The organism is Aquamicrobium soli (assembly GCF_042646345.1).
GTDB classification, from domain to species: Bacteria; Pseudomonadota; Alphaproteobacteria; order Rhizobiales; family Rhizobiaceae; genus Mesorhizobium; species Mesorhizobium soli_A.
The window spans coordinates 152,165-172,928 of sequence record NZ_JBHRTK010000004.1 but is presented as its reverse complement, the minus strand read 5'-3'; the positions used below and the strand labels follow the sequence as shown (position 1 = coordinate 172,928).

At 65.9% G+C, this 20,764-nt stretch carries 22 protein-coding genes and 1 pseudogene; 12 read left to right on the top strand and 11 right to left on the bottom strand.

Going from position 1 to position 20,764, the window contains the following annotated elements; translation table 11 throughout:
• Window position 1: 1 nt before the first annotated feature.
• The 7 genes and pseudogenes from ACFOHJ_RS04680 to ACFOHJ_RS04655 all read left to right on the top strand — a co-directional run bounded on the left by ACFOHJ_RS04680 (window position 2) and on the right by ACFOHJ_RS04655 (window position 4,541).
• Window positions 2-1,675 (top strand): ABC transporter permease, encoded by a 1,674-nt coding sequence (locus ACFOHJ_RS04680; protein WP_378219011.1) that lies wholly within the window; start codon window positions 2-4, stop codon window positions 1,673-1,675.
• Between the two features lie 121 nt (window positions 1,676-1,796).
• Window positions 1,797-2,120, top strand: a pseudogene (locus ACFOHJ_RS24900) (ABC transporter ATP-binding protein); the annotation flags it as partial.
• 24 nt (window positions 2,121-2,144) lie between these two features.
• Window positions 2,145-2,741 (top strand): ABC transporter ATP-binding protein, encoded by a 597-nt coding sequence (locus tag ACFOHJ_RS24895; protein WP_449224160.1) that lies wholly within the window; start codon window positions 2,145-2,147, stop codon window positions 2,739-2,741.
• A gap of 134 nt (window positions 2,742-2,875) precedes the next feature.
• Window positions 2,876-3,151, top strand: a complete 276-nt coding sequence (locus tag ACFOHJ_RS04670) for a DUF3606 domain-containing protein (protein ID WP_378219008.1) — start codon at window positions 2,876-2,878, stop codon at window positions 3,149-3,151.
• A 1-nt stretch (window position 3,152) separates the two neighbouring features.
• On the top strand, window positions 3,153-3,287 hold the full coding sequence (locus ACFOHJ_RS04665) for a hypothetical protein (protein WP_378219006.1): 135 nt from the start codon (window positions 3,153-3,155) through the stop codon (window positions 3,285-3,287).
• 487 nt (window positions 3,288-3,774) lie between these two features.
• Complete coding sequence (locus tag ACFOHJ_RS04660) at window positions 3,775-4,050, top strand: hypothetical protein (RefSeq protein ID WP_378219004.1); 276 nt, start codon at window positions 3,775-3,777, stop codon at window positions 4,048-4,050.
• Between the two features lie 158 nt (window positions 4,051-4,208).
• Window positions 4,209-4,541: a protamine-2 (modular protein) gene (locus tag ACFOHJ_RS04655; RefSeq protein ID WP_378219002.1), complete on the top strand. Its 333-nt coding sequence runs from the start codon at window positions 4,209-4,211 to the stop codon at window positions 4,539-4,541.
• Window positions 4,542-4,607: 66 nt separating this feature from the next.
• Here the strand turns inward: ACFOHJ_RS04655 and ACFOHJ_RS04650 are convergent, their stop codons facing one another.
• Entirely contained in the window at window positions 4,608-4,766 is a 159-nt protein-coding gene (locus ACFOHJ_RS04650) for a hypothetical protein (protein ID WP_378219000.1), read from the bottom strand.
• Window positions 4,767-4,900: 134 nt separating this feature from the next.
• Here ACFOHJ_RS04650 and ACFOHJ_RS04645 point away from each other — a divergent pair, with 134 nt between their 5' ends.
• Together ACFOHJ_RS04645 and ACFOHJ_RS04640 are read left to right on the top strand one after the other, a co-directional pair.
• A complete protein-coding gene (locus tag ACFOHJ_RS04645) occupies window positions 4,901-5,167 on the top strand; it encodes a DUF982 domain-containing protein (protein ID WP_378218998.1) in 267 nt (88 codons plus the stop codon).
• Between the two features lie 111 nt (window positions 5,168-5,278).
• The gene (locus ACFOHJ_RS04640; RefSeq protein ID WP_378218996.1) at window positions 5,279-5,527 is read left to right on the top strand and encodes a DUF982 domain-containing protein; all 249 of its coding nucleotides are present in this window, start codon (window positions 5,279-5,281) and stop codon (window positions 5,525-5,527) included.
• Here ACFOHJ_RS04640 and ACFOHJ_RS04635 read toward each other — a convergent pair.
• Entirely contained in the window at window positions 5,490-5,672 is a 183-nt protein-coding gene (locus ACFOHJ_RS04635; protein WP_378218994.1) for a hypothetical protein, read from the bottom strand. The genes ACFOHJ_RS04640 and ACFOHJ_RS04635 overlap by 38 nt on opposite strands.
• 102 nt (window positions 5,673-5,774) lie before the next feature.
• On the opposite strand from ACFOHJ_RS04635, the gene ACFOHJ_RS04630 reads away from it, so the two are divergent.
• On the top strand, window positions 5,775-6,089 hold the full coding sequence (locus ACFOHJ_RS04630; RefSeq protein ID WP_378218992.1) for a DUF982 domain-containing protein: 315 nt from the start codon (window positions 5,775-5,777) through the stop codon (window positions 6,087-6,089).
• Between the two features lie 113 nt (window positions 6,090-6,202).
• Here the strand turns inward: ACFOHJ_RS04630 and ACFOHJ_RS04625 are convergent, their stop codons facing one another.
• Entirely contained in the window at window positions 6,203-6,571 is a 369-nt protein-coding gene (locus tag ACFOHJ_RS04625) for a hypothetical protein (RefSeq protein WP_378218990.1), read from the bottom strand.
• 174 nt (window positions 6,572-6,745) lie between these two features.
• On the opposite strand from ACFOHJ_RS04625, the gene ACFOHJ_RS04620 reads away from it, so the two are divergent.
• Window positions 6,746-7,024, top strand: a complete 279-nt coding sequence (locus ACFOHJ_RS04620) for a DUF3175 domain-containing protein (RefSeq protein ID WP_378218988.1) — start codon at window positions 6,746-6,748, stop codon at window positions 7,022-7,024.
• A gap of 12 nt (window positions 7,025-7,036) precedes the next feature.
• On the opposite strand, the gene ACFOHJ_RS04615 is transcribed toward ACFOHJ_RS04620, so the two are convergent.
• Entirely contained in the window at window positions 7,037-9,871 is a 2,835-nt protein-coding gene (locus ACFOHJ_RS04615; protein WP_378218986.1) for an FAD-binding and (Fe-S)-binding domain-containing protein, read from the bottom strand.
• A gap of 105 nt (window positions 9,872-9,976) precedes the next feature.
• Between ACFOHJ_RS04615 and ACFOHJ_RS04610 the strand changes: the two genes are divergently transcribed.
• Window positions 9,977-10,873 carry a LysR family transcriptional regulator gene (locus ACFOHJ_RS04610; protein ID WP_378218984.1) on the top strand — a complete coding sequence of 299 codons (897 nt, stop codon included), beginning with the start codon at window positions 9,977-9,979 and terminating at the stop codon, window positions 10,871-10,873.
• Between the two features lie 23 nt (window positions 10,874-10,896).
• On the opposite strand, the gene ACFOHJ_RS04605 is transcribed toward ACFOHJ_RS04610, so the two are convergent.
• The 7 genes from ACFOHJ_RS04605 to ACFOHJ_RS04575 are packed head-to-tail and all read right to left on the bottom strand — an operon-like array spanning window position 10,897 to window position 20,512.
• Complete coding sequence (locus ACFOHJ_RS04605; protein ID WP_378218982.1) at window positions 10,897-11,892, bottom strand: LysR substrate-binding domain-containing protein; 996 nt, start codon at window positions 11,890-11,892, stop codon at window positions 10,897-10,899.
• A gap of 6 nt (window positions 11,893-11,898) precedes the next feature.
• Complete coding sequence (locus tag ACFOHJ_RS04600; RefSeq protein ID WP_378218980.1) at window positions 11,899-13,107, bottom strand: NAD(P)/FAD-dependent oxidoreductase; 1,209 nt, start codon at window positions 13,105-13,107, stop codon at window positions 11,899-11,901.
• Window positions 13,107-13,925 (bottom strand): NAD-dependent epimerase/dehydratase family protein, encoded by an 819-nt coding sequence (locus tag ACFOHJ_RS04595; RefSeq protein ID WP_378218978.1) that lies wholly within the window; start codon window positions 13,923-13,925, stop codon window positions 13,107-13,109. The genes ACFOHJ_RS04600 and ACFOHJ_RS04595 overlap by 1 nt, the downstream gene beginning before the upstream one ends.
• The gene (locus ACFOHJ_RS04590; protein ID WP_378218976.1) at window positions 13,922-15,142 is read right to left on the bottom strand and encodes a pyridoxal phosphate-dependent aminotransferase; all 1,221 of its coding nucleotides are present in this window, start codon (window positions 15,140-15,142) and stop codon (window positions 13,922-13,924) included. The genes ACFOHJ_RS04595 and ACFOHJ_RS04590 overlap by 4 nt, the downstream gene beginning before the upstream one ends.
• Window positions 15,139-16,761 carry a hydantoinase B/oxoprolinase family protein gene (locus ACFOHJ_RS04585; RefSeq protein ID WP_378218974.1) on the bottom strand — a complete coding sequence of 541 codons (1,623 nt, stop codon included), beginning with the start codon at window positions 16,759-16,761 and terminating at the stop codon, window positions 15,139-15,141. Before ACFOHJ_RS04585 ends, ACFOHJ_RS04590 begins: the two co-directional genes overlap by 4 nt.
• Entirely contained in the window at window positions 16,758-18,851 is a 2,094-nt protein-coding gene (locus tag ACFOHJ_RS04580) for a hydantoinase/oxoprolinase family protein (protein ID WP_378218972.1), read from the bottom strand. Before ACFOHJ_RS04580 ends, ACFOHJ_RS04585 begins: the two co-directional genes overlap by 4 nt.
• Window positions 18,848-20,512, bottom strand: coding sequence for a thiamine pyrophosphate-binding protein (locus tag ACFOHJ_RS04575; protein WP_378219204.1), 1,665 nt, complete (start codon window positions 20,510-20,512; stop codon window positions 18,848-18,850). The genes ACFOHJ_RS04580 and ACFOHJ_RS04575 overlap by 4 nt, the downstream gene beginning before the upstream one ends.
• Window positions 20,513-20,764 lie beyond the last annotated feature (252 nt).

The window sequence follows — 20,764 nt, the reverse complement described above, 5'->3', positions numbered from 1 at the left end:
CATGTCCGGTACCGCCCGCGCGCAGTTGCGGCAGCTTGCGCGCGATCCGATCCTGCTGGTGCTTCTGGTGGCGATCGCGGCGTCGGTCGCCATCTTCGTCGTCTATCCGCTGGTCCGGGTGCTGCTCGCCAGCTTCCAGGTCGACGGCGCCTGGTCGTTCGCCGGCTATGCGGAACTGGCCGAGCGCAGGCTCTATCGCAATGCGCTGATCAACAGCCTCGGCGTCGGCGCCCTTGTCGGCGTGCTCGGCGTCGCCATCGGCTTCGTCAACGCCTTCGTGCTGACCAGGCTCGACGTGCCGGGCAAGACGCTGCTGCACTACGTCACCATCCTGCCGATCATTTCTCCGCCTTTCGTCAGCGCGGTGTCGATCCTGTTCCTGTTCGGCTTCAACGGGCTGGTGACGCGCCAGTTGCTGGGGCTGAACGACTTCTCGATCTACGGTTTCCATGGCGTGGTGTTGTCGCAGGTCTTCACCTTCGCGCCCATCGCCTACCTGTCGCTGCGCGGCGTGCTCGCCTCGCTCAGCCCGACGCTGGAGGATGCCGCGCTCAACATCGGCGCTACCCGCTGGCAGGCCTTCTGGAAGGTTTCCTTCCCGCTCGCGCTGCCGGGCATCGCCAGCGCCTTCCTCGTCGTCTTCATCGAATCCATGGCCGATTTCGGTAATCCGCTGGTGCTGGCGGGGGCCGGCTTCCCGATGCTGGCGCCGCAGGCCTATCTGGAAATCACCGGCTCGTTCAACCTGTCGCGCGGCGCGACATTGGCGATCGTGCTGCTTATTCCTTCCATGACCGCCTTCGCCATCCAGCGCTACTACCTGTCGAAGCGGCAGTACATCACCGTGACCGGCAAGCCGACCGCCTCGACCTCGAAGGTCGTCAGCCCGATGGCGAAATGGGCGCTCTACGGCATCACCCTTTTGTTCGCGCTGCTGGTGACGGCCTTCTACGCGGTCATTTTGGTCGGCGCCTTCACCAAGGTCTGGGGGTTCAACTACACGCCGACCGTCACGCATTTTCTCTATGTCTTCGATGTCGGCTTTCAGTCGGTCAAGGATACGCTCATCGTCGCGCTGGTGACGACGCCGATCAGCGGCCTGCTCGGCATGCTGGTGGCGTTTCTGGTCGTGCGGCGCAATTTTCCCGGCCGCACGGCGCTGGAATTCGGCTCGATCCTGTCCTTTGCCGTGCCGGGTACCGTCGTCGGCATCGGCTACATCATGGCCTTCAATGCGCCGCCGCTGGTTTTGACCGGCACGCTGGCGATCCTGGTGGCGTGCTTCGTCTTTCGCTACGTGCCGGTCGGCATCCAGTCGGGCATCGCGGTACTGCGCCAGATCGACCCGGCGATCGAGGAGGCGGCGCAGAATCTCGGCGCCACCAGCCTGACCACCTTCCGCAAGATAACGCTGCCGCTGATCGCGCCGGCCTTCTTCTCCGGCCTCGTATACGCCTTCGTGCGCGCCATGACGGCGATCAGCGCGGCGATCTTCCTGGTTTCCGCCAACTGGAACCTGATGACGGTGCAGATCCTGAACCAGGTCGGCTCCGGCCGGCTTGGCGTGGCAGCCGCCTTCAGCGTGGTCGTCATCGCCATCGTGCTGGTCGCGATCGTCATCATCAGCCGCCTCGTCAATCGCTGGAGCCGGCACACAGCCATGGTGAGGTTCTAGAACAATGACCGACAACATCCGCATCGTCGGCCTGAACAAGGCCTTCGCCGGCCCGGACGGCAGCCCAGTTGCCGCGGTGCGCGACATCAACCTGGAAATCGGCACCGGCAGGCTGGTGACGCTGCTGGGACCCTCCGGATGCGGCAAGACCACGCTGCTCAGGATGATCGCCGGCTTCGAGGAACCGACCGCGGGCGACATCTTCTTCGGCGCCCGGCGCATGAACGACGAGCCGCCGAACCGGCGCGATACCGCCATGGTGTTCCAGTCCTATGCCGTGTTCCCGCACCTCGACGTCTTCGAGAACGTCGCCTTCGGGCTCAGGCTGCGCAAGCTCGGCCGGGAAGAGTTAGAGCGGCGCGTCGAAAAGGTGCTGGAGCAGACCGGTCTCGCCAGCTATGCGCGGCGCTCGCCCAGCCAGCTTTCCGGCGGCCAGCAGCAGCGCGTGGCGCTGGCGCGCTGCATCGTCATGGAACCGCGCGTGCTTCTGTTCGACGAGCCGCTTTCCAATCTCGACGCCAAGCTGCGCGAGCAGATGCGCGTCGAAATCCGCGAGTTGCAGCAGCGCGTCGGCATCACCTCGATCTACGTCACTCACGACCAGGTCGAGGCGATGAGCATCTCCGACGAGATCGTGGTCATGAATGCCGGCGTGGTCGAGCAGGTCGGCTCGCCGCACGCGATCTATGCGCGGCCGTCGAGCCGTTTCGTCGCCGATTTCATCGGCAAGGCGAATTTCCTCGCCACGACCGTCGTCAACGGCGAAACGGTGGAGATCGCCGGCGTGCGCCTGCCCGTCGCCCGAATGCCGGCCCGCAGGCCGGGCGAGGCCGTTTCCGCCGTGCTGCGGCCGGAAGCCATTCACCTTTCGCCCGATTCCGGCCTCTTCAAGGGGACCGTCAGGCGGGTCATGTTTCTCGGCAACATCGCCGAATACCTGATCGAAGTGGAAGGTGCCGGGCAGTGGACCGTCGACAGCGCCAATCCGGCCGAGGCGCCCCTGCATCAACTGGGCGAGGGGGTGTTCCTGACGCCCTCGCGCCACGCCCTCCACCTTCTGCCCTGAAGCACGTCGCGTAAAGCGCCGGACCGAAGCGGCCTGGCCGCTTCCGGGCAAAATCCGCACGCAGGCACGGGCAAAATCCGCACGCAGGCAACTGAATCGCCCGGCGGGCGTTACGCCCCACGTGGAGTACCGCCGTGCGTTACTTGAAGTCGCCCAACGAAGCCCGGCTTGCCGAGGATCGCTGCTGGAGTGGAGAAGCCATGATGGTGGATGACAAGACGAAGCGGGATTTTCAGGATCGTGACCGCGTTTCGGCCGAGGATGAATACGAGGTCAGGCACTTTGCCGAGCAGAACGGCCTCACCATCGAACAGACGATGATGCTGATCAGGAAGCACGGCGACAGCCGTGAGGTGCTGACCCGCGCGGCCCGGCAACTGCGAGAGCGCGGAACCTCAGAGGCCGGTTGAGATGCGGGCTACCAGGACGTTCATCTACGGCGTCGGCGTCGGGATCGTGCTTTCGTTCGCGGTCGTGTTCGCGCTCAACTCCCATGCCGGCCGGAGCGTCGCCGGCCCGGACGATGCCGTCATCGTCGCGCAATAGGATGGCAGGCCAAAGGCCCGCCCGGCCTTGGGTCGAGCGGGCACTGAAAGCAGGCAGTACCTGCGCGTCAGCGTCGCCTTACGCTTGGGCTCTTTGGCCGCGCTCCCGTCCACCGGTGTCTCCTTCGCCTCTCTCGCACTGTCCGCCGGACACGCTGCAGCAATTACCCTTTTGAATGTTTGCTTGAGACATATCGCACGGGAGCGAACTCGTTTCGCACCCTGCGAGCGAGAGGAATGCAATTCCCATCGTTATTCTAATGGCAACTCCCATTTTCATTTCTCCGTAGCTGCCGTCCCCCAATATGAAGGATGTTGGTTTCTTACGTTTCTGGCACCAAAAATCTGGAGTTTGGGTTAGTCGTCTATGACAGAAGACGTGACTTGCCTTTCGATACCTAACCGGATTGTTGAACGGCTACCGTATTTTGGTGGAACTGCAATCCATCGGCTGACGATCTAATATTTCCCGAAACGGGAGAAGATCGATGACCAGATTCCTGACTGCCAGTGCGGCGATCTTGTTGAGTGGTCTTGCCACGACTGCGATGGCGCAGAACAGCGGCAAGTCCGGCCAGCCGGCGAACAATTGGGGCCAACAGGTAAAGGGCTGCAACTCGGGCGGTTGCTATCCGGGCGGTGAAAAGCGCGGGGAATATGTACGCGGCCAGGCCCAGGACGACGAAGGTCCGGGATATGGCGCCGAAATCCACGACCTTGCCCATCCCGGCAAGAGCGCGCCCAAGTCGATGACCCACGGATGACCTCCCGCCCTGTCCGCCAGCGGCGCCGGTCCGTGCGACGAAACCGCTCTTCTTCAGCGAAGGCGCCGGAAACGGAACCAGTACTTCCCGTCACTGTACAGGCAGGAACTGTTCGCCCCCGCTCGCGTTGAATACCGGTCAATAGACTGGAGGAAATCATGGATCGAAGACTGTTCCTCACCGGAATGTTCGGCCTTGCCGGAGCGGCGGCGCTTGCCACCGTGGTGAAGCCGGGAGCCGCCATAGCAGGGATTCCGTCCAACTCCGGCGGCATTCTCAGCGAACTCGACGCGCCGCTGGATGCCGACACCGTGGAAGACGTCCAGTACCGCCGGGACGAGGACCGCCGTCGGCGCGATTGGTATTATCGCAGGCATCACCACCGGCGGCCGCGCAGGCGGCGTGTCTGGCGCACGGTCTGCCGGCGCGTGCGTCGGCATGGCAGGTGGCACCGGCGATGCTGGCGGGAGCGTGTATGGCGCTACTGGTAGGAAGTCTTTTCCACGCTGAACGTACTGCCCGACCTCGGTTCCGGCCGGGGTCTCGTTTCAGGTCCGTTATCTGCGATCGGGCCAGTTGTCGGCGGCCAAGCCCATCGCAATGCCGATCGCGATACCGACGCCCACGCCCATCGCGACATTTTCCGCCACGACGCCCACGACCGACCCGACCGCGATCCCGGCGCCAATGCCCATGGCGAGTTTCTCGTTGCGCATCTTCATTCCCGGAACAACACCCCTTCGGCGGGATCGTTCCGGCGCCTCCGGCCTGACCTGACGTTCCCCATCCCCGATCTCGGCGCCGGCGATGCAACCTCCAGCGCGTTTGCGCGTTCCAGAAAGGACGGCAAGTGGCCGGGGAGGCTGCGGTGCAGTTCAGCGTCAGCGTATGGGTCAGGGACGGCGAGATCGGAGTCAGTCCGATATCTACCGTCGAGGAAGCCTTGGCGTTTATCAAGGAATGGCCGGTCGACAAACGCGGCCCGCTCTATTTCGTCGCCTCGAACTCGCTGGAATCGGCGGTGAGCAAGTCGATTGCCGCCGACGAGGCCAGGGCGCGTTTCATGGATTTCTGCGACGAGGCAGGGGTCCTGGCCGAAGGCAGGATCGCCCTCTGATCCCTCGCTTTATGCGGGATCGCCGGTCGCGGAAAAAACATGCAACCTACCGGCGGCTGGCGCATTTCACTCCCGCTTTATCGGTGAAAGAGGCATGTCGTGCCAACTCGAATGACCATCCGGACCTCTCTTGGTCCTCGACGAAGCGTCGATTGCGTCGCTGACGCCGCCCGCGCCCTCGCAAGCGTGAACTGGCCGAAAAAGGATAGCGCCCGGTATCGGGAGACCGCCCGGATAGTCGACGATGCGCTGTCCGGCCACTGCAACCCCACGACGGCGCTCGAAGCGTTCCGAAAGCTTGCCGCCGAGGATGGCGTCCTCATCAAGTTGCGTCCCGCGACGCAGGATCCGCCGCCGTGATGATCACCGGCACCACCACGTGCCTGATGCGCTTTTCCCTGGCCAGGTCGGCGGCGATCTCATCGGCGTGGAACCGGCCGGGGGTTACGTCGACCAGTTTGCCGGACGCCGTGTACACACCGAACCATGCGACGGGTTTTGGCATTTGGGGCCTCCTTGACGCTGCAGTTCACTGACCACATATCGATATCGGGTGCCGGCCATTATCGGCCCAGGTACCTGAATCGAAACTCGAAACTCGTTCGACTTGGAGGATCTGATGAACGATCGGATATTCGACGGTCCTGTTTTCGTGAAGCAGGGAACAGGCATGGTCCAGGAAATAGGGTGTCTCGAAGACGCACTCGAATTTCTCTACGAATGGCCGAAGAAACGGCGCGGCCCGATCTACCATACCGCGCTTCGCGCGTGCCAGCGGGCCTTCGACAGCGATTATCCGCTGTCCTGCGCGAAACAGGCGTTTGCCGGCTTTGCCAAATCGGCCAATATTCTCGAAGACCTCAGCGCGCCGATACCGTGGATGATCTACAACTCGGGCCGCAGCGGCGGGGTTACAGCCTAGGCGCATTGCCGATGCCCTTCATAACCGTTTCGCCAAATTAACTCCATGGACACCCTTCGCTTTGCGGTGCGCTGCCGTAAAGCGAACGGGACCCGGAGGGTTGTGCCGCGCTTTCAGGCGGTGTCCTGGATGACCAGGGTCAGCGTGCCTGTCGGATCGACGGCGGCCGCCACCACCTGCGAGATGTCGAGCCCGTTCTGGGCAAGCATCGTCATGGCCACGGGCGAGGACTGGACGGACGAATGCAGTGCGCGCAGGTCGTCCACGCTGGTGTCGCGCAGCTTCGCCTCGATGACGCCCTTCACCTCGGGTGGCAGGTCTTCGAGCCGGACGATGTCGATTGCGGTTACGCTCTGCTCCGGCGCGGGGCCTAGCATCTGCTGCATGGACGGCGGGGCGGGATGTTGATCCGTTGGCGCCTGTGCTGTCGCCGGCGTGCCGACGATAACGGAAAGGGCGGCAACGAGCGTGAGAATACGCATGGCTTCGCCTTTCATGTTGTGCAGGCAAAACCCGTTCGGACGGTGCAGGTTCCGGATTTTCAGCGCATGCTTACGGAACGATGGGGAACACGGCGGCCCATGGCGCGTTCGGTTTCATGGCTACGGACCACGAAAGCGTCGCCAGTAGGGGAGGGTAGCAGCAAGGAGGTCACCATGCCGAAGAAATGGTCGGCCGAGGTCACCGAGAAAAGCGATGCCCTCTCGCTCGAGGAGCACATCTTCGAATCCGGCGATCCCGCCCGTATCGCGTGTTCGCTGAAGCGATCGGCCGAGAACAGCGACAGGCGCAAGTCGGAGCCGTTCCGCTCGGCGATGTCGATGCTGACCTTCTACATCAACCGCGCCGGCAAGAACCTTCCGGCGGAGCGAAAGAAAGTGCTGGAGAAGGCCAAGGTCGAATTGCGCCGGGAGTTCGGGCGCGACACGTCCTGACCGCCCCGGGACTCACTCCGTTTGGCCCAGCATCCGGCCGATCATACCCAACGGATGTCGAAGCGGCCGTCCGGCAAGGCGCTTGCTCTGGCAGCGGCAGGAAAAGCCGGTGACCGTGACCGCATCGCTGTCGACCTCCCGTCGCCAGGACAGGTCGAACAGCCTGGTCGAGACCTCCTGATGCCGCTTTTGATGGCCGAAAAAGCCCGCCATGCCGCAGCATCCGGTGGGTGGCGTCTCCGCCTCCACGCCCAGCGCGGCAAAAACCTCGCGCCATTGGCCGGCCGCTTGCGGCATTGCCGTCGCCTCGGTGCAATGCTGGAGTATTTTGGCTGCCGCGCCCGGCTGCGCCTGCGGGAACTTCCGGATTTTGGCTTCCGCGGCGAGGAATTCCTGCGGCGCCCACACCTTCGGAAGCTCTATCCCGGCCCTGGCGTATTCCTGTCGCAGCATCATGCCGAAGGCCGGCTCGAACGCGACGAGCGGCGCGCCGGTGGCCGCGGCCTTGTCAAGCAGGGCGGCGAGACGTTTCGCCATGCGATAAAAGCCCTGCATGTCGCCGGCATTGTGCGCGGCCTTGCCGGCGGGGCACATCTCAAGCAGGCGCGGCCGGTAGCCGAGCGCCGCGAAGCCAGCGATCGCATCCTGCTGCGCCTGGCGGTCGAACAGCGCTGTGAACCAGTCCTGCACCAGGATGACGGTGCCGTCCGGCGGGGGCTGCCCGAGGTCGGATTCCGTCAGCCTGAGGGCGGCTGGCAAGCCGGTGGTGAGGCCGTCGGGCAGGTCGACGCTGCCGATAAGCCTGGCGCCGAACTTCGCCATCAGCGGCCATACCGGCGCAAGCACGGGCGCCAGGCGCAAGGTCAACGGGCTGATGCGCTCGGCCGCCAGCGCCAGCCGGTCGGCCAACGAACGGGGGTGGCGCGCGAAATAATCGGCATAGAAGGCGGTGCGCATGGAAGGGATGTCGACCTGCACCGGGCAACTCGACGCACAGGCCTTGCAACCCAGGCAGGTGTCGAGCACGCTGAGCAGGCTTTCCTCGCGTTCGGCGAGGTCGGGAGCGTTGGCGCTGCGTGCGCCGTGCCAGTCGCGCAGCGCGTCGGCCCGGCCCTTGGGGCTGTGGCGCACATCGGCGCTGGCCTTGAAACTCGGACACATCGGCGTCGCGGCGGCGTAGCTCAGGCATTGCGCGTTGCCATTGCAGCGGAACGCCTTGGTGAGCGGGTCGCCCTCCGGCGCGTTGAAGGCGCGGAACGGGGTGGAGGCGATCCCCATGATCGGCTGGTCGTTGGAAACCAGCTTGCCGGGATTGAACCTTCCGGTCGGGTCGAAGGCCGCCTTGACGCCCTGCAGGGCGCAGTAGGCTTCGGACCCGATCCAGTCGCGCAGATAGGCGCCGCGCACCCCCTTGCCATGCTCGCCCCAGAAGATGCCGCCATATTTGCGCGTCAGCGCGAAGACGGCGTCGGAGATTTCGGCCAGCCGCACGCGATCGTCGTCCCGGTCGATGTTCAGCGCCGGGCGGATATGCAGGCAGCCGACATCGATGTGGCCGTAAAGGCCGAAGCCCAGGCCGTTGCGGGACAGCAGCGCGAGGAATTCGTCGACGAAGGCGGGCAGGTTTTCCGGGGGCACCACGGTGTCCTCGACGAAGGCGATCGGGCGGGTCGGCCCGTCGACCTTGCCGAGCAGCCCGACGCCGGCGGAGCGGATCGCCCACAGTTCCCTGATTTCCGATAAATCGCGCGCGACATGGATGGCGCCTGCGCCGGGCAGGGTGGCGAGGATGCCGCGGCACTGGCGCATCCGCGCGTCGACCTGCGCGGCATCCGCGCCGTTGATCTCGATAAAGATATAGGCGACGCGCTCTCCGGCCGCCGCGCGCAAGCCGGCCGGCAGCCGGGCGAGGATGCCTGCCCGGTCCGCGATCGCCTGCACCGTCTCGTCCATCACTTCGACGGCTGTGGGGTCCGCTGCCACGAGCGTCGGCGCCGCGGCGAGCGCGTTGGAAAGGCCATCGAAGCCGGCGACGATCAGGCGCTTTTCCGGCTCGATGCGGCGCAGCCTGACCCGGATGCGCGCGATGAGGCCGAGCGTCCCTTCCGCACCCAGGAACAGGCGCCACCATTCGAAGCCGCCGCCCTCGGGGCAGGACCGCTCGAGGTCGTATCCGGTGAAGCGGCGGTTCAGCTTCGGCGTGCGCTCGATGAAGACTTGCCGTCCGGCGCGAGCCGCCGCCTCGGCCTCCGCCAGCATGCCGCGTGCCCATTGTGGCGGCGGCGCCATGCTGGACAGGAGCCCCTGGGGGCGGGCGATATCGAGGCCAAGAATGTTGTCGGAGGTCTTGCCGTAGACACGCGAGCCCTTGCCCGAAGCGTCGGTGCTGACCATGCCGCCTATGGTGCAGCGCGTCGAGGTCGAGGTTTCCGGGGCGAAGAACCAGCCCGACGAACGGATGCGTTCGTTGAGGTCGTCCAGCACCATGCCGGGCTCGACATCGGCCCAGCCTTCCCCGGCGTTCAACTCGATGAGCCGGCTCATGTGCCGGCGCAGATCGACGATGACGCCGTGGTTCAGGCTTTGCCCGTTCGTGCCGGTGCCGCCGCCGCGCCCGGTGATGGCCACGCCACGGAATTCCGGCGTTTCCATTACGCTGAGCAGCGTCACCATGTCGTGCGCGATGCGCGGCGCGACGACGAGATCCGGCCGGATCTGGTACACCGAACTGTCGGTGGACATCGCCGCGAGCATGGCGCTGTCGTTTTCAATGTCGCCCGAAAACCCCGCGCGGCGGAGCGCATCCGGCAAGCGGCCGAACCTGTCGTTGTCAATTGGCGTGGTCATCAAGGCGGTGTCGTTCGCAGCGGGTTGGGGCCGATGTGCCAACCCTACTTGACACGAAGCCAGACTTCATAAAATCAGTATTATATGAAGGTAAATTCGGAAAATATGAATATAAACCTGCGCCATATCCGGGCGCTGCAGGCCATTTCGCGCGAGGGCACGTTTGCGGCGGCGGCTTCAGTGCTGGGCATCGTGCCCTCGGCGCTGACGGAGGTCGTGCGCCAACTCGAAGCTTCGATCGGTGCGCCGCTGTTCGACCGCGCCATGCGCCCGCCGGCGATCACGCCGCTGGGCAAGGCTTTCCTGGAGGAGAGCGAACCGCTTCTGGAGGGCATGGACCGAGCGATCACCCGTCTGCGCCAGAACGCCGGGCTTGAGCAGGGCACGCTCTTCATCGGCGCCTCACCGTCGGCGATCTCGGAGTTGATCGCGCCGGTGCTGGCGACGTTCCTTGAAGGCAATCCAGGCACGCGCTGCGTGCTTCACGACGATATCGCCGAAAGCCTGGCGGAACTCGTTTCCACGGGCCGGCTGGACCTCGCCGTTGCCGGCCGCGCGCTGCGCTCGCCCGACCTGCACCAGCGCGAAATCATGCGCGATCCCTTCGGGCTTGCCTGCCTGGCGATGCATCCGATCGCCACGCAAGGCGCGGTGAACCTTGCGGACATCAGGGTCGATGACCTGATCGGGCTCGATTCCAGCACGGGAACGCAGCAACTGTTGATGCGCTGCTCGGAAATTCCCGAGGCGTTTCACGGCGGCAGGCTCAGCGCCCACTCCACCATCGCGCAACTGTGCATGATCCGCGCCGGCCTCGGGATGGCGCTGCTGCCCCGCAACGCGGTGGCGCTGTTCCGCGATCCAGCGATCGCCTTCGTCGAGATCGCCGACCTCGACCTGTGGCGCACCCTCTACTTGCTTGAGCCGGCGCGGCGCACGGTTTCGGGCCCCGCGCGAGCGTTCATCGCGCTGCTTGAGGAACGTGTGGGGTTGGAGAATTGAGATGCCCCTTGCGAGGCTGAGGCTCAGAGCGGGGCGTCGTCCGGCATCGACCAGTCCTGTTCCTCGATCCAGCGGCAGAAGGCGGAAATCGCCGGCAGGCGTCGGTGGGTCTTGGGAAGAACCAGGTGAAAGCCGGGAACCTGCGCCGGCGACATGTCCTGCATGACGTTGCGGCCGAAGGGCGCCACGATCTTGCCGAGCTTCAGGTCCTCGAGCGCGTCGATGGTGGAGATCAGCCCGACGCCCAGCCCTTCCACCGTCGCGCGCCGCATGGTCGCGGCGTCCTGGAACCGGATGCCGCCAGGCGCTTCCTCGCTGGAAACGCCGAGATGGCGCAGCACATCCATCCAGAGCCGGTCCGACAGCACCGGGTGCAGCAGGGGCAGGTCGAGCAGGTCCTGCGGCGAACGGATCTGGCGGGCCAGCGCCGGTGTGCAGCACACCACCTTCTGGTCGCGCAGCAGCAGCGTGCTCTCATAGGGCGCCCATTCGCTGTAGCCCCACTGGATGGCGACATCGACGTCGTCGCGGATGAAATCGGGCAGTTCCACCATCGTCGTCAGGCGGATATCGGCGTCCGGCATCAGCTCCCGGAATCTGGCCAATCGGCCGAGAAGGTAGCGCGTGGCGAAATAGGGACTGACATTGAGATTGATGCGCTTGCGGTGCGAACCCTTGGTGACGCGCAGCACGCCCTCGGTCAGTTCGTCGAAGGCGGACTGGACGAAGTGGGCGAGCAGGATCGCGTGCTCCGTCGGCTCGATCGCCCGCCCCTTGCGGTCGAACAGCTCAACGGCGAGGATGTCCTCGAGCAGCTTTATCTGCTGGCTGACCGCCTGCGGCGACACCAGCAGTTCGTCGGCCGCGCTGCGGAAACTTTGGTGGCGCACCACGGTGTGGAATACGCGCAGGGCGTTGAGCGGGGGAAGGCGGAATGGCCGCTCGCTCGCTGCGGCACCCTTTTTGAGAATGCCGAGGCGATGCGCCCGTTCCAGTCCTTCGGTTGCTTCGTCCCGCATATCCTCTCAGATCACCGCTTTCTCCAGGAACGGCCGGTTTTCGACAATACGCTCATAGCCTACTTCCGACAGGTCCAGCGTGCGGTATTGGCCGTAGACGATCAGTTCCGAAACGCCGCGCCCGGTGGCCGGGCTCTGTTGCAGACCATGCCCGGAAAATCCGTTCGCGAAAATGAAGTTCTGCACATCCGGATGGCGGCCGACAACGAGATTGTGATCGAGCACGTTGAAATCATAGTGCCCGGCCCATTGATTGACGACCTTGATCGCCTCGAAGGCCGGCGAACGCCCGGCGAGCGCCGGCCAGATGATGTCCTCGAATTCCTCGTAGCACGGCTCGAAGTCGTCGAAATCTGCCGCCGGGTCCTCGACCGGCGGACAGCCGGCCAGGAAGAACCGGCCTTCCGGCCGGCAGAACACGCCCGATGGATCGATCATCAAGGGCAGCCGGCCGCCATTCACCGTGGCGCTGCCTTCCGGCGCCCGGGCGCAGTCGAAGACAAAGATCGTGCGCTTGCGCGGCTCGACCGGAATGTCGAGTCCTGCCATCCTGGCGGTAAGGGCCGCCCGTGGACCGGAGGCGTTGACGACGGTGCCGGCCTCGACACGCGCGCCCGACCTCAGCCGGACGGCGGTGACGCGGCCGCCCTCCCGGTCGATGCCGACGACCTCGTCGGTCACATAGTCGGCGCCGAGTTCCCGCGCCTTGGCCTTGAAGCCGTGCAGGAGGCCGGTGTTGTTGAACCAGCCTTCCCCGGAGCGGCCGTAGGAGGCCAGCAGGATGTCCTCGACGTTGAGGTGCGGGAAGGCGTTGGCGAGTTCGTCGCGGTTCCACAGGACGACATCGGCGCCGCAGGCCTTCTGCACCGCGTGGTTCTCGCGCAGCACTGTCTCCTGTTCCGTGGAACCGGCGAGAAACAGGTAGCCGCCCGGATGAAAACCCAGATCCGGTTTTGCCTCGCCGGCCACCTGCATCCGGTCCGCGAAGGCACGGATGAATTCGCTGCCGAACTGGCTGATCCTGACATTGATCGGGTTGGAGAACTGCGTGCGGATGGACGAGGACGACAGCGACGTGGCCGCCTTAAGGTAGGTCGGGTCGCGCTCGACCACGAGGACGCTGCCGTCGAAATCGGGATTGGCCGCAAGGAAATAGGCGATGGCCGAGCCGATCACCGCGCCGCCGACGATGACGACGTCGTAGCGCTCGTTCATCACTTGGCCTCGTCGTCCGGGTGGCCGAGGTCGACGAACCAGCCGCCCAGCCGCTGTACCGCCGGCGCGTGCGGATCGGGCGGCGGCGTCCTTGCTTCCACTGCCGCGCGGTAGCGTTCGGAATTGTCCTGCGGATGGAAGCCGAGATGCGCGCTCAGCCGGTCGTCGACCGGACGAACGCGGTTGTCGGAAATGCCGAAGGCGACGGTGTGCCCGGTGCTCGGCGCGGTAAGCGCCGCTTCGACCAGCCTTATGCAGTCGTCGAAGCTAAGCCAGGACCACAGCATGCGCCGGTCGGCGGGCTCAGGGAACGAGGAGAAGATGCGCAGGTTCACGCTTTCGATGCCGAACTTGTCCCAATAGAGCTGGCCGAGGTCCTCCACGAAGCATTTGGACAGGCCGTAGAGGCTGTCCGGGCGATGCGGGGAACGGGCGTCGATATTGTCCTCGAGGCGGTGATAGCCGATGGCATGCACGGAGGAGGCATAGACGACGCGCTTGACGCCGTTCTGGCGTGCGCCTTCGTAGATATTGTAGCTGCCGCGTATATTGGAATCGAGGATGGTTTCCCACGCCGTTTCCAGCGGCGCGCCGCCGAAATGAAGGATGGCGTCGACGCCCCGGGTCATTTCCAGCACGCGTTCCTTGTCCGACAGTTCGCAGATGACGGCCTGCTCGTTGGGTTGCAGGTCGGCGATCTCCTTGTGGTCGGAAAGGCGCAGCGTGCGGGCGAGCGGCGCAAGCCCGCGCCGGAGTTCCGTGCCGAGCCGGCCGGCGGCGCCGGTGAGCAGGAGCGTGTCGAAAACGGGAGTTGTCATGCGTCGGCCTTTGCAGGTTCAAGCTTTGCAATCGACCGCGCGATGCGCGTGATCGCGTCCGTCAGCACGGCGTCGGACGTTGCGGTGGAGATGCGGAAGAAGGGCGATAGGCCGTAGGCGGCTCCGGGCACCGACCCGACATGCGCTTCATTGAGCAGGTAGTCGGACACGGCGGCATCCGTATCGAGGACGCGCCCGGCGGGAGTCCGCCGCCCGATCAGCCCGCGGCAGCCGATATAGGCGTAGAAGGCGCCCTCGGGCGGCGCCAGCGACAGCTTCAGGATTGCGGCGATGCCGGCGACGACGAGGTCGCGCCGCCGCTGGAACGCGGAGCGGAACCCGGCCACACAGTCCTGCGGCCCGGTCAGCGCCGCCAGCGCGGCAGCCTGCATGGGGGCGGCGACCGACGTGCAGCTCTGGCTCTGGACGGTGTTCATGGCCTTGACCAGTGGTGCCGGGCCGGCCGCATAGCCGACGCGCCAGCCGGTCATGGCGTAGGCCTTGGCGACGCCGCTGACGATCAGCGTCTGTTCCTTCAGGTCCGGGCAGGCGGCGCCGAAGGAGGCGAAGGAGCGGCCGTCGAAGATGATATGCTCGTAAATCTCGTCGGACAGCACGAGCACGCGCGGATGGCGCTTGAGAACCGCGCCCAGCGCCCGCAGTTCCTCCGCACTGTAGACGGCGCCGGAAGGGTTGCCGGGCGTGTTCAGGAACAGCCATTTCGTGCGCGGCGTGATCGCCGCCTCGAGGTCTTCCGGCCGCAGCCGGAAACCCGCTTCGGCCGGGCAGTCGACGATGACGGGCTGGCCGCCGAGCAGTTTCACCATTTCCGGATAGGAGACGAAATAGGGCGCCGGGATGATGGCTTCGTCGCCGGGCTCCAAGGTCGCCATCAGCGCGTTGAAGATGATCTGCTTGGCTCCATTGGCGACGACGATGTCGTCGGCCGTTACGTCGAGGCCGTTTTCGCGGCGGAACTTTTCGGCTACGGCCTCGCGCAGCGCCGGCGTGCCGCCCGCCGCCGTATAGTGCGTTTCGCCGGCCAGCATGGCGGCATGGCAGGCTTCCACGATGTGGCGCGGTGTCGGAAAATCTGGTTCCCCGAGGCCGAGGTCGATCACGTCGATGCCCTTGGCGCGCAGCGCCCTGGCGGCCTGTGAAGCGGCCATGGAGGCGGACGGCTTCACCGCCGACAGCCGCTCCGCGATGTGGTTCATCGTGCCTTCTCCGTAATGTAGCCCCTGGAGATGTCGCTGACCCTCGCCTGCGCCTCCCGCTCTTCGGCCCGGCCGTAGCCGCCGCCACCCGGCAGTTGCAGGACAAGTCGCCGTCCCGCCGGCACGTGCTGCCAGCCTTTTGGCCTGAGTTTGGTGCCGTCGTCCAGCGTCACTGATCCCGGCAGGCCGTCGGCGCCGCCGTCGCGCCCGCGCGCCGGGTGGTCGACCCGGTCGAACATGGCGGAAAAGTCGAATTCATGGCCGGGGGCGGCGCCGATCTCGATCGACTGGCCGAGCCCGCCGCGATACTTGCCGGCGCCGCCCGAATCCGGCCGCAGTTCCTTCTGCCAGACGATGATCGGGCCGGTATGCTCGGTCGCCTCGACCGGCATGGTCATTACGCCGGACGGGAAGGCGGTCGCCGAAAGTCCGTCCAGGTTGGGCCGCGCGCCCATGCCGCCGGAGTTGAACATCAGGATTTCGGCGCTGCGGCCTTCCCGGCCTGCGGCGGGGCGCGCCGAAATGTGGATGTTCCACAGCGCCGCCGCGCCTTCCGCCTGGATCTGCCCGGGCAAGGCCTTTGCCAGCGCGCCGAGCACGAGGTCCGGCACCATGTGGCCGATGACGTGACGCAGGCTCACCGGGGCGGGCCGCCTGGCGTTGAGGATGTTGGGCGGCGACGAAACGGTGAAGAGTTCCAGCGACGCCCAGTTGTTGGGAATGTCCGGCGCCATTACGCATTTCAGCGCATAGGAGGCGTAGGCCTTGGAATAGATGATCGGGACGTTGATGCCCCAGCGGCTCATGGGGTCCGTACCGGTGAAGTCGACATTGACCACGTCGTCGGCGATGTGCACGCAGGCGGCAAGCCGCACCGGCTGGTCGTAGCCGTCGATGGTCATGTCGTTGGACCATTCGCCTTTCGGCAGGGCGCGGATGCGCTCCAGCGTCGCCGTACGCGTGCGGGTGAAGATGAACTCCCCAAGCGTGTCGAGCGACGACAGCCCGGTTTCCTGCATCATGTCGATGAGGCGGCGGTGGCCGACATCGTTGCAGGCGGCGAGCGAGTAGAAGTCGCCGACCACCTGGTTGGGCTCGCGCACATTGGCGCGCAGGATGTTGACCAGATCGCGGTTGACCTTGCCCCGCTCGGCGAACTTCATGATCGGGATCTGGATGCCTTCCTCGTAGACGGACTTGCCGTCCGCGCCGAAGCCGCGCCCGCCGACATCGACCACATGCGCCGTGCAGGCGAAGAAGCCGACCAGGTCGTCGCCGAGGAAGGACGGCGAGACCATGGTGATGTCGTGCAGGTGACCGGTACCCTTCCACGGGTCGTTGGTGACATAGGTGTCGCCGGGGTACATTTCCTCGCGCGGGATTTCCGCCATGAAGTTCAGCACCGCTTCCGCCATGGTGTTGACATGGCCGGGCGTCCCGGTGACGGCCTGTGCCAGCATGCGGCCCGTCGGGTCGAACACGCCGGCGGAAAGGTCGCCCGCCTCGCGCACCGAGGTCGAGAAGGCCGTGCGCAGCAGGGTGAGCGCCTGCTCCTCGACGACGGAGATCAGCCGGTTCCACATCACCTGCATGCGGATTTCCTGGGTGGCGTCGCTCATGCTGCCGGTTCCTTGCGCAGGAGGAGAAGCGCGCCGTCGTCCTGCATGACCACGTCGAAGGACGAGGTGACGACGGTCGAGGTCTCGCGCTCTACGATCACCGCCGGTCCGCTGACGCGCGCACCGGGGGACAGCGTGTGGCGCTCGACGATGGCGGTGGCGAGGCTTTCGCCGCGCACCGGGTCGAAGACGCCGCGGCTGACCGAAGGCTCGGCCGCCGAGCGGCCCTCGATGAGGGTGAGGCGTCCCGGCGCCGGGCGCTGGTCCTGCGCCTTCACCGACCAGGTGACGATCTCCATTTCGAGACCGCCGAGGCCGTCGATGGCGCGGCCGAAGAAGCGCGCGTAGTTCTGCCGGAAGCTGTCGCGGATGAGTTCGGCATCCGCCGCCGCGAAGGCACGATCGGGCAGGGTGACGGGAATTTCCCACCCCTGGCCGACATAGCGCATGAAGGCGGTGACCTCGCGCACGATCCTTCCATCCGTGCCGCTGCGCACGAACCCTTCCGCCGTGGCCTTCAGGCCGTCGAGCAGGGCATTCACCTCCGACGCGCCGAAATCCGACAGCCGCATGACCCGCGACGCCAGCGCCTCGTAGCCGAACGGCGCCTTGAGGAAGCCGATGGCCGATCCCACCCCCGCGCCGGCGGGGATGAGGCATCGGCCGATGCCGAGCTTCTCGCACAGCCGCGCCGCATGGAGGGGGGCCGCGCCGCCGAAGGCGATCATGACGTTGTCGGAAATGTTCTTGCCGTTCTCCACCGCGTGCACGCGAGCGGCGTTGGCCATGTTCTCGTCCACCACCTCGCAGATGCCGAAGGCCGCCGCCTCGGCGGAAAGGCCGAGCTTGCCGGCGACGTCGCGCTCCACCGCCTGCGCGGCATTCGCCACGGAAAGCCGGATCGCCCCGCCGGCGAAATTGTCCGGGTCGAGCTTGCCCAGGAGAAGGTCGGCGTCGGTGATCGCCGGCCGCTCGCCGCCGCGCTGGTAGCAGGCGGGGCCGGGTTCCGAGGCCGCCGATTCCGGCCCGGTCTGGATGCGGCCCATGGCATCCACCCAGGCGATGGAGCCGCCGCCGGCGCCGATCTCGATCATCTCGATCACCGGAATGGAGATCGGCATGCCCGAGCCCTTGCAGAAGCGGTAGGTACGCGCCACCTCGAAGGTGCGGGCGGTCTTGGGCTGAAAATCCTCGATCAGGCAGATTTTCGCGGTCGTGCCGCCCATGTCGTAGCTCACCGCCCTTTCGACGCCGAAACGCTGGGCGATGTCGGCCGCGAAGATCGCGCCGCCGGCCGGGCCGGACTCGACCAGCCGCACGGGAAATTCCGAGGCCGTCTCCACCGAAATCAGGCCGCCGCCGGAATGAATCATGAAGACCGGGCAGGAAGCGCCCATCTCCTTCAGCCTCGTCTGCAGGCGGGAAAGATAGTTCGCCATCTGCGGACGAACATAGGCGTTGGCGCATACCGTGTTGAAGCGCTCGAACTCCCGCATCTGCGGCGACACTTCCGACGAGATCGAGATCGGCGCGCTGGTCTTGCGGGCGATGATTTCGCGCGCCCGGCGCTCATGGGCAGGGTTGAGGTAGGCGTGGATGAAACCGACCGCGATCGCCTCGAAACCGGCGGCCGCGATATGGTCGGCCAGCTCTTCCAGCGCGGCCTCGTCGAGCGGCACCAGTTCCTCGCCTTGCGCGCTGATGCGGCCGGCCACGGTGAAGCGATCCTCGCGGGGAATGAGAGGGCTCGGCAGTCTTATGTTGAGGTCGTATTGCTCGAAGCGGTTTTCGGTGCGCATCTCGATGACGTCGCGAAAGCCTTTTGTCGTCACGAGGGCCGTGCGCGCGCCGCGCCGCTCGATCAGCGCATTGGTGGCAAGCGTCGTGCCGTGGATGACGAGGTCGAGGTCGGCCGGCGTGATGCCGGCCTCGGCCATCACCGTTCGGATGCCGTCGAGGATCGCCTGTTCCGGCGCGCTGTAGGTGGTCAGCAGCTTGGCCGAATACAGCTTGCCCCGGCAATCAAGCGCAATGTCGGTGAAGGTTCCGCCGATATCGGCGCCGAGGCGGATGCTCTGCCGGTCGCTCATGCGGGTTCCTTTGCGGCAAGCGCGGCCTCGCGCATCTGGGTCAGGGTCTGGCGCGGGGTCAGCGCTTCGGGCGAGATATTGAGGTCGAGCACGGCGCCGGTTCGCGAGGCGAGGGCCCGCGCGAAGGCGGCCGGAAATTCCTCGGTCTTGTTCACGCGTTCGCCGTGATAGCCATAGGCCCTGGCCAGCGCCACGAAATCGGGGCTTTCCATGGTCGTGCCGGAAACCCGCCCCGGATAGCGTTTTTCCTGATGGGCGCGGATGGTGCCGTAGATGCCGTTGTTCAGGATGAGCACGATCGGCTGCGCGCCCGCCTGCCGGGCGGTCGCCAGTTCCTGGCAATTCATCTGGAAGTCGCCGTCGCCGGCAAAGCAGACCACGGTGCGCTCAGGGTAGGCGATCCGGGCGGCTATCGCCGCCGGCAGGCCGTAGCCCATCGCTCCCGATTGCGGGGCAAGCAGCCTGGCCTTCTGCCCGAACTTGAAGAACTTGTTCGGCCAGACGGTGAAGTTGCCGGCGCCGTTGGTCAGGATCGCGTCTTCGGGCAGCACGTCGCGAAGGTGCTCCATGACCGGCACCATGTCGACCGGCGACGGCTGCGCAGGGGCGTCGAAGCCGGCTTCCCAGGCGGTGCGTGCCGCCTGCCGCCATGCGCCCCAGCCGCCTTTCACCGGCCGCAGCGTCGCCGCGAAGGCGTTGGGGCCGGCATGGATGCCCAGGGTCGGCTGATAAATCTTGCCGATTTCCCGGTCCGAACCGTGCACGTGGATGAGCTTCTGCGTCGGTACGGGGACGTCGAGAAGCGTGTAGCCATCCGTCGTCATTTCCCCGAAGCGGATGTTGATGGCGAGGATCACGTCGGCCTCGCGCATCAGCTTGCGCACGTGGAACGGCATGCCGACGCCGGCCTCGCCGGCATAGCAGGGCGAGAAATTGTCGAACTGGTCCTGGTAGCGGAAGGCGACGACGACCGGCAGGTCCGAGGCTTCCGCGAAGGACCGCAGCGCGTTGCGGCCGTCCTCGTTCCAGTTGCAGCAGCCGACCAGAACCAGCGGGCGCTCGGCCGCGGAAAGCAGCGCCTCGACCCGCGCCAGCGTTTCGGCGCCGGGCGCGGCTTCGGCGACAGGGGCGGCACCGCTCAGGGGGGCGGCGTCGGTGAGGTCGGTAAGGACGTCCTCCGGCAGCGCGATCACCACCGGGCCGGGGCGGCCGGTGGTCGCGGTCGTCCAGGCCCGGGCCAGGATTTCGGGGATGCGCGAGACGTGATCGACTTCGGTGACCCACTTCGCCATCGTGCCGAAGACGGCGCGATAGTCGATTTCCTGGAACGCCTCGCGTCCCTTCATGTCGGTTCCGACCTGGCCGACGAAGACGATCATCGGGGCCGAATCCTGCATGGCCGTGTGGATGCCGATCGAGGCATTGGTCGCGCCCGGCCCGCGCGTGACGAAGCACAGCCCCGGCTCTCCGGTCAGCTTGCCCCAGGCCGCCGCCATGAAGGCAGCACCGCCTTCGTTGCGGCAAAGGACGAACTCCAGCGTCCCGCGCGTATCGTAGAGCGCATCGAGCACCGCGAGATAGCTTTCGCCGGGCACGCCGAAACCGCGCCTGGCGCCGAGGGCGACCAAGCTGTCGACGAGGAGCTTGCCACCGTTGCGCATCAGAGTGTCCTTTGGCTTGGCGGGAACGATCGGGCCGATACCGACCTCGGCGCAATCCTGCCCGTCCGCAGCCGTCGAAAAAATCAAGATTTCCGGTTCGCCGACAAGTTTTTCTTGTCGCTTGTTTCGATGGGCCCTTGCGCGGCGCCCAAGCCGCCAGGAAGCATGCGCACCATTCCCGGCTGCCTGCCGGCCCAAAGAGGTTTCGGGCCTTGTTTTCCGGTACTTTTCGGCTGGGGTTAACTCTCGACG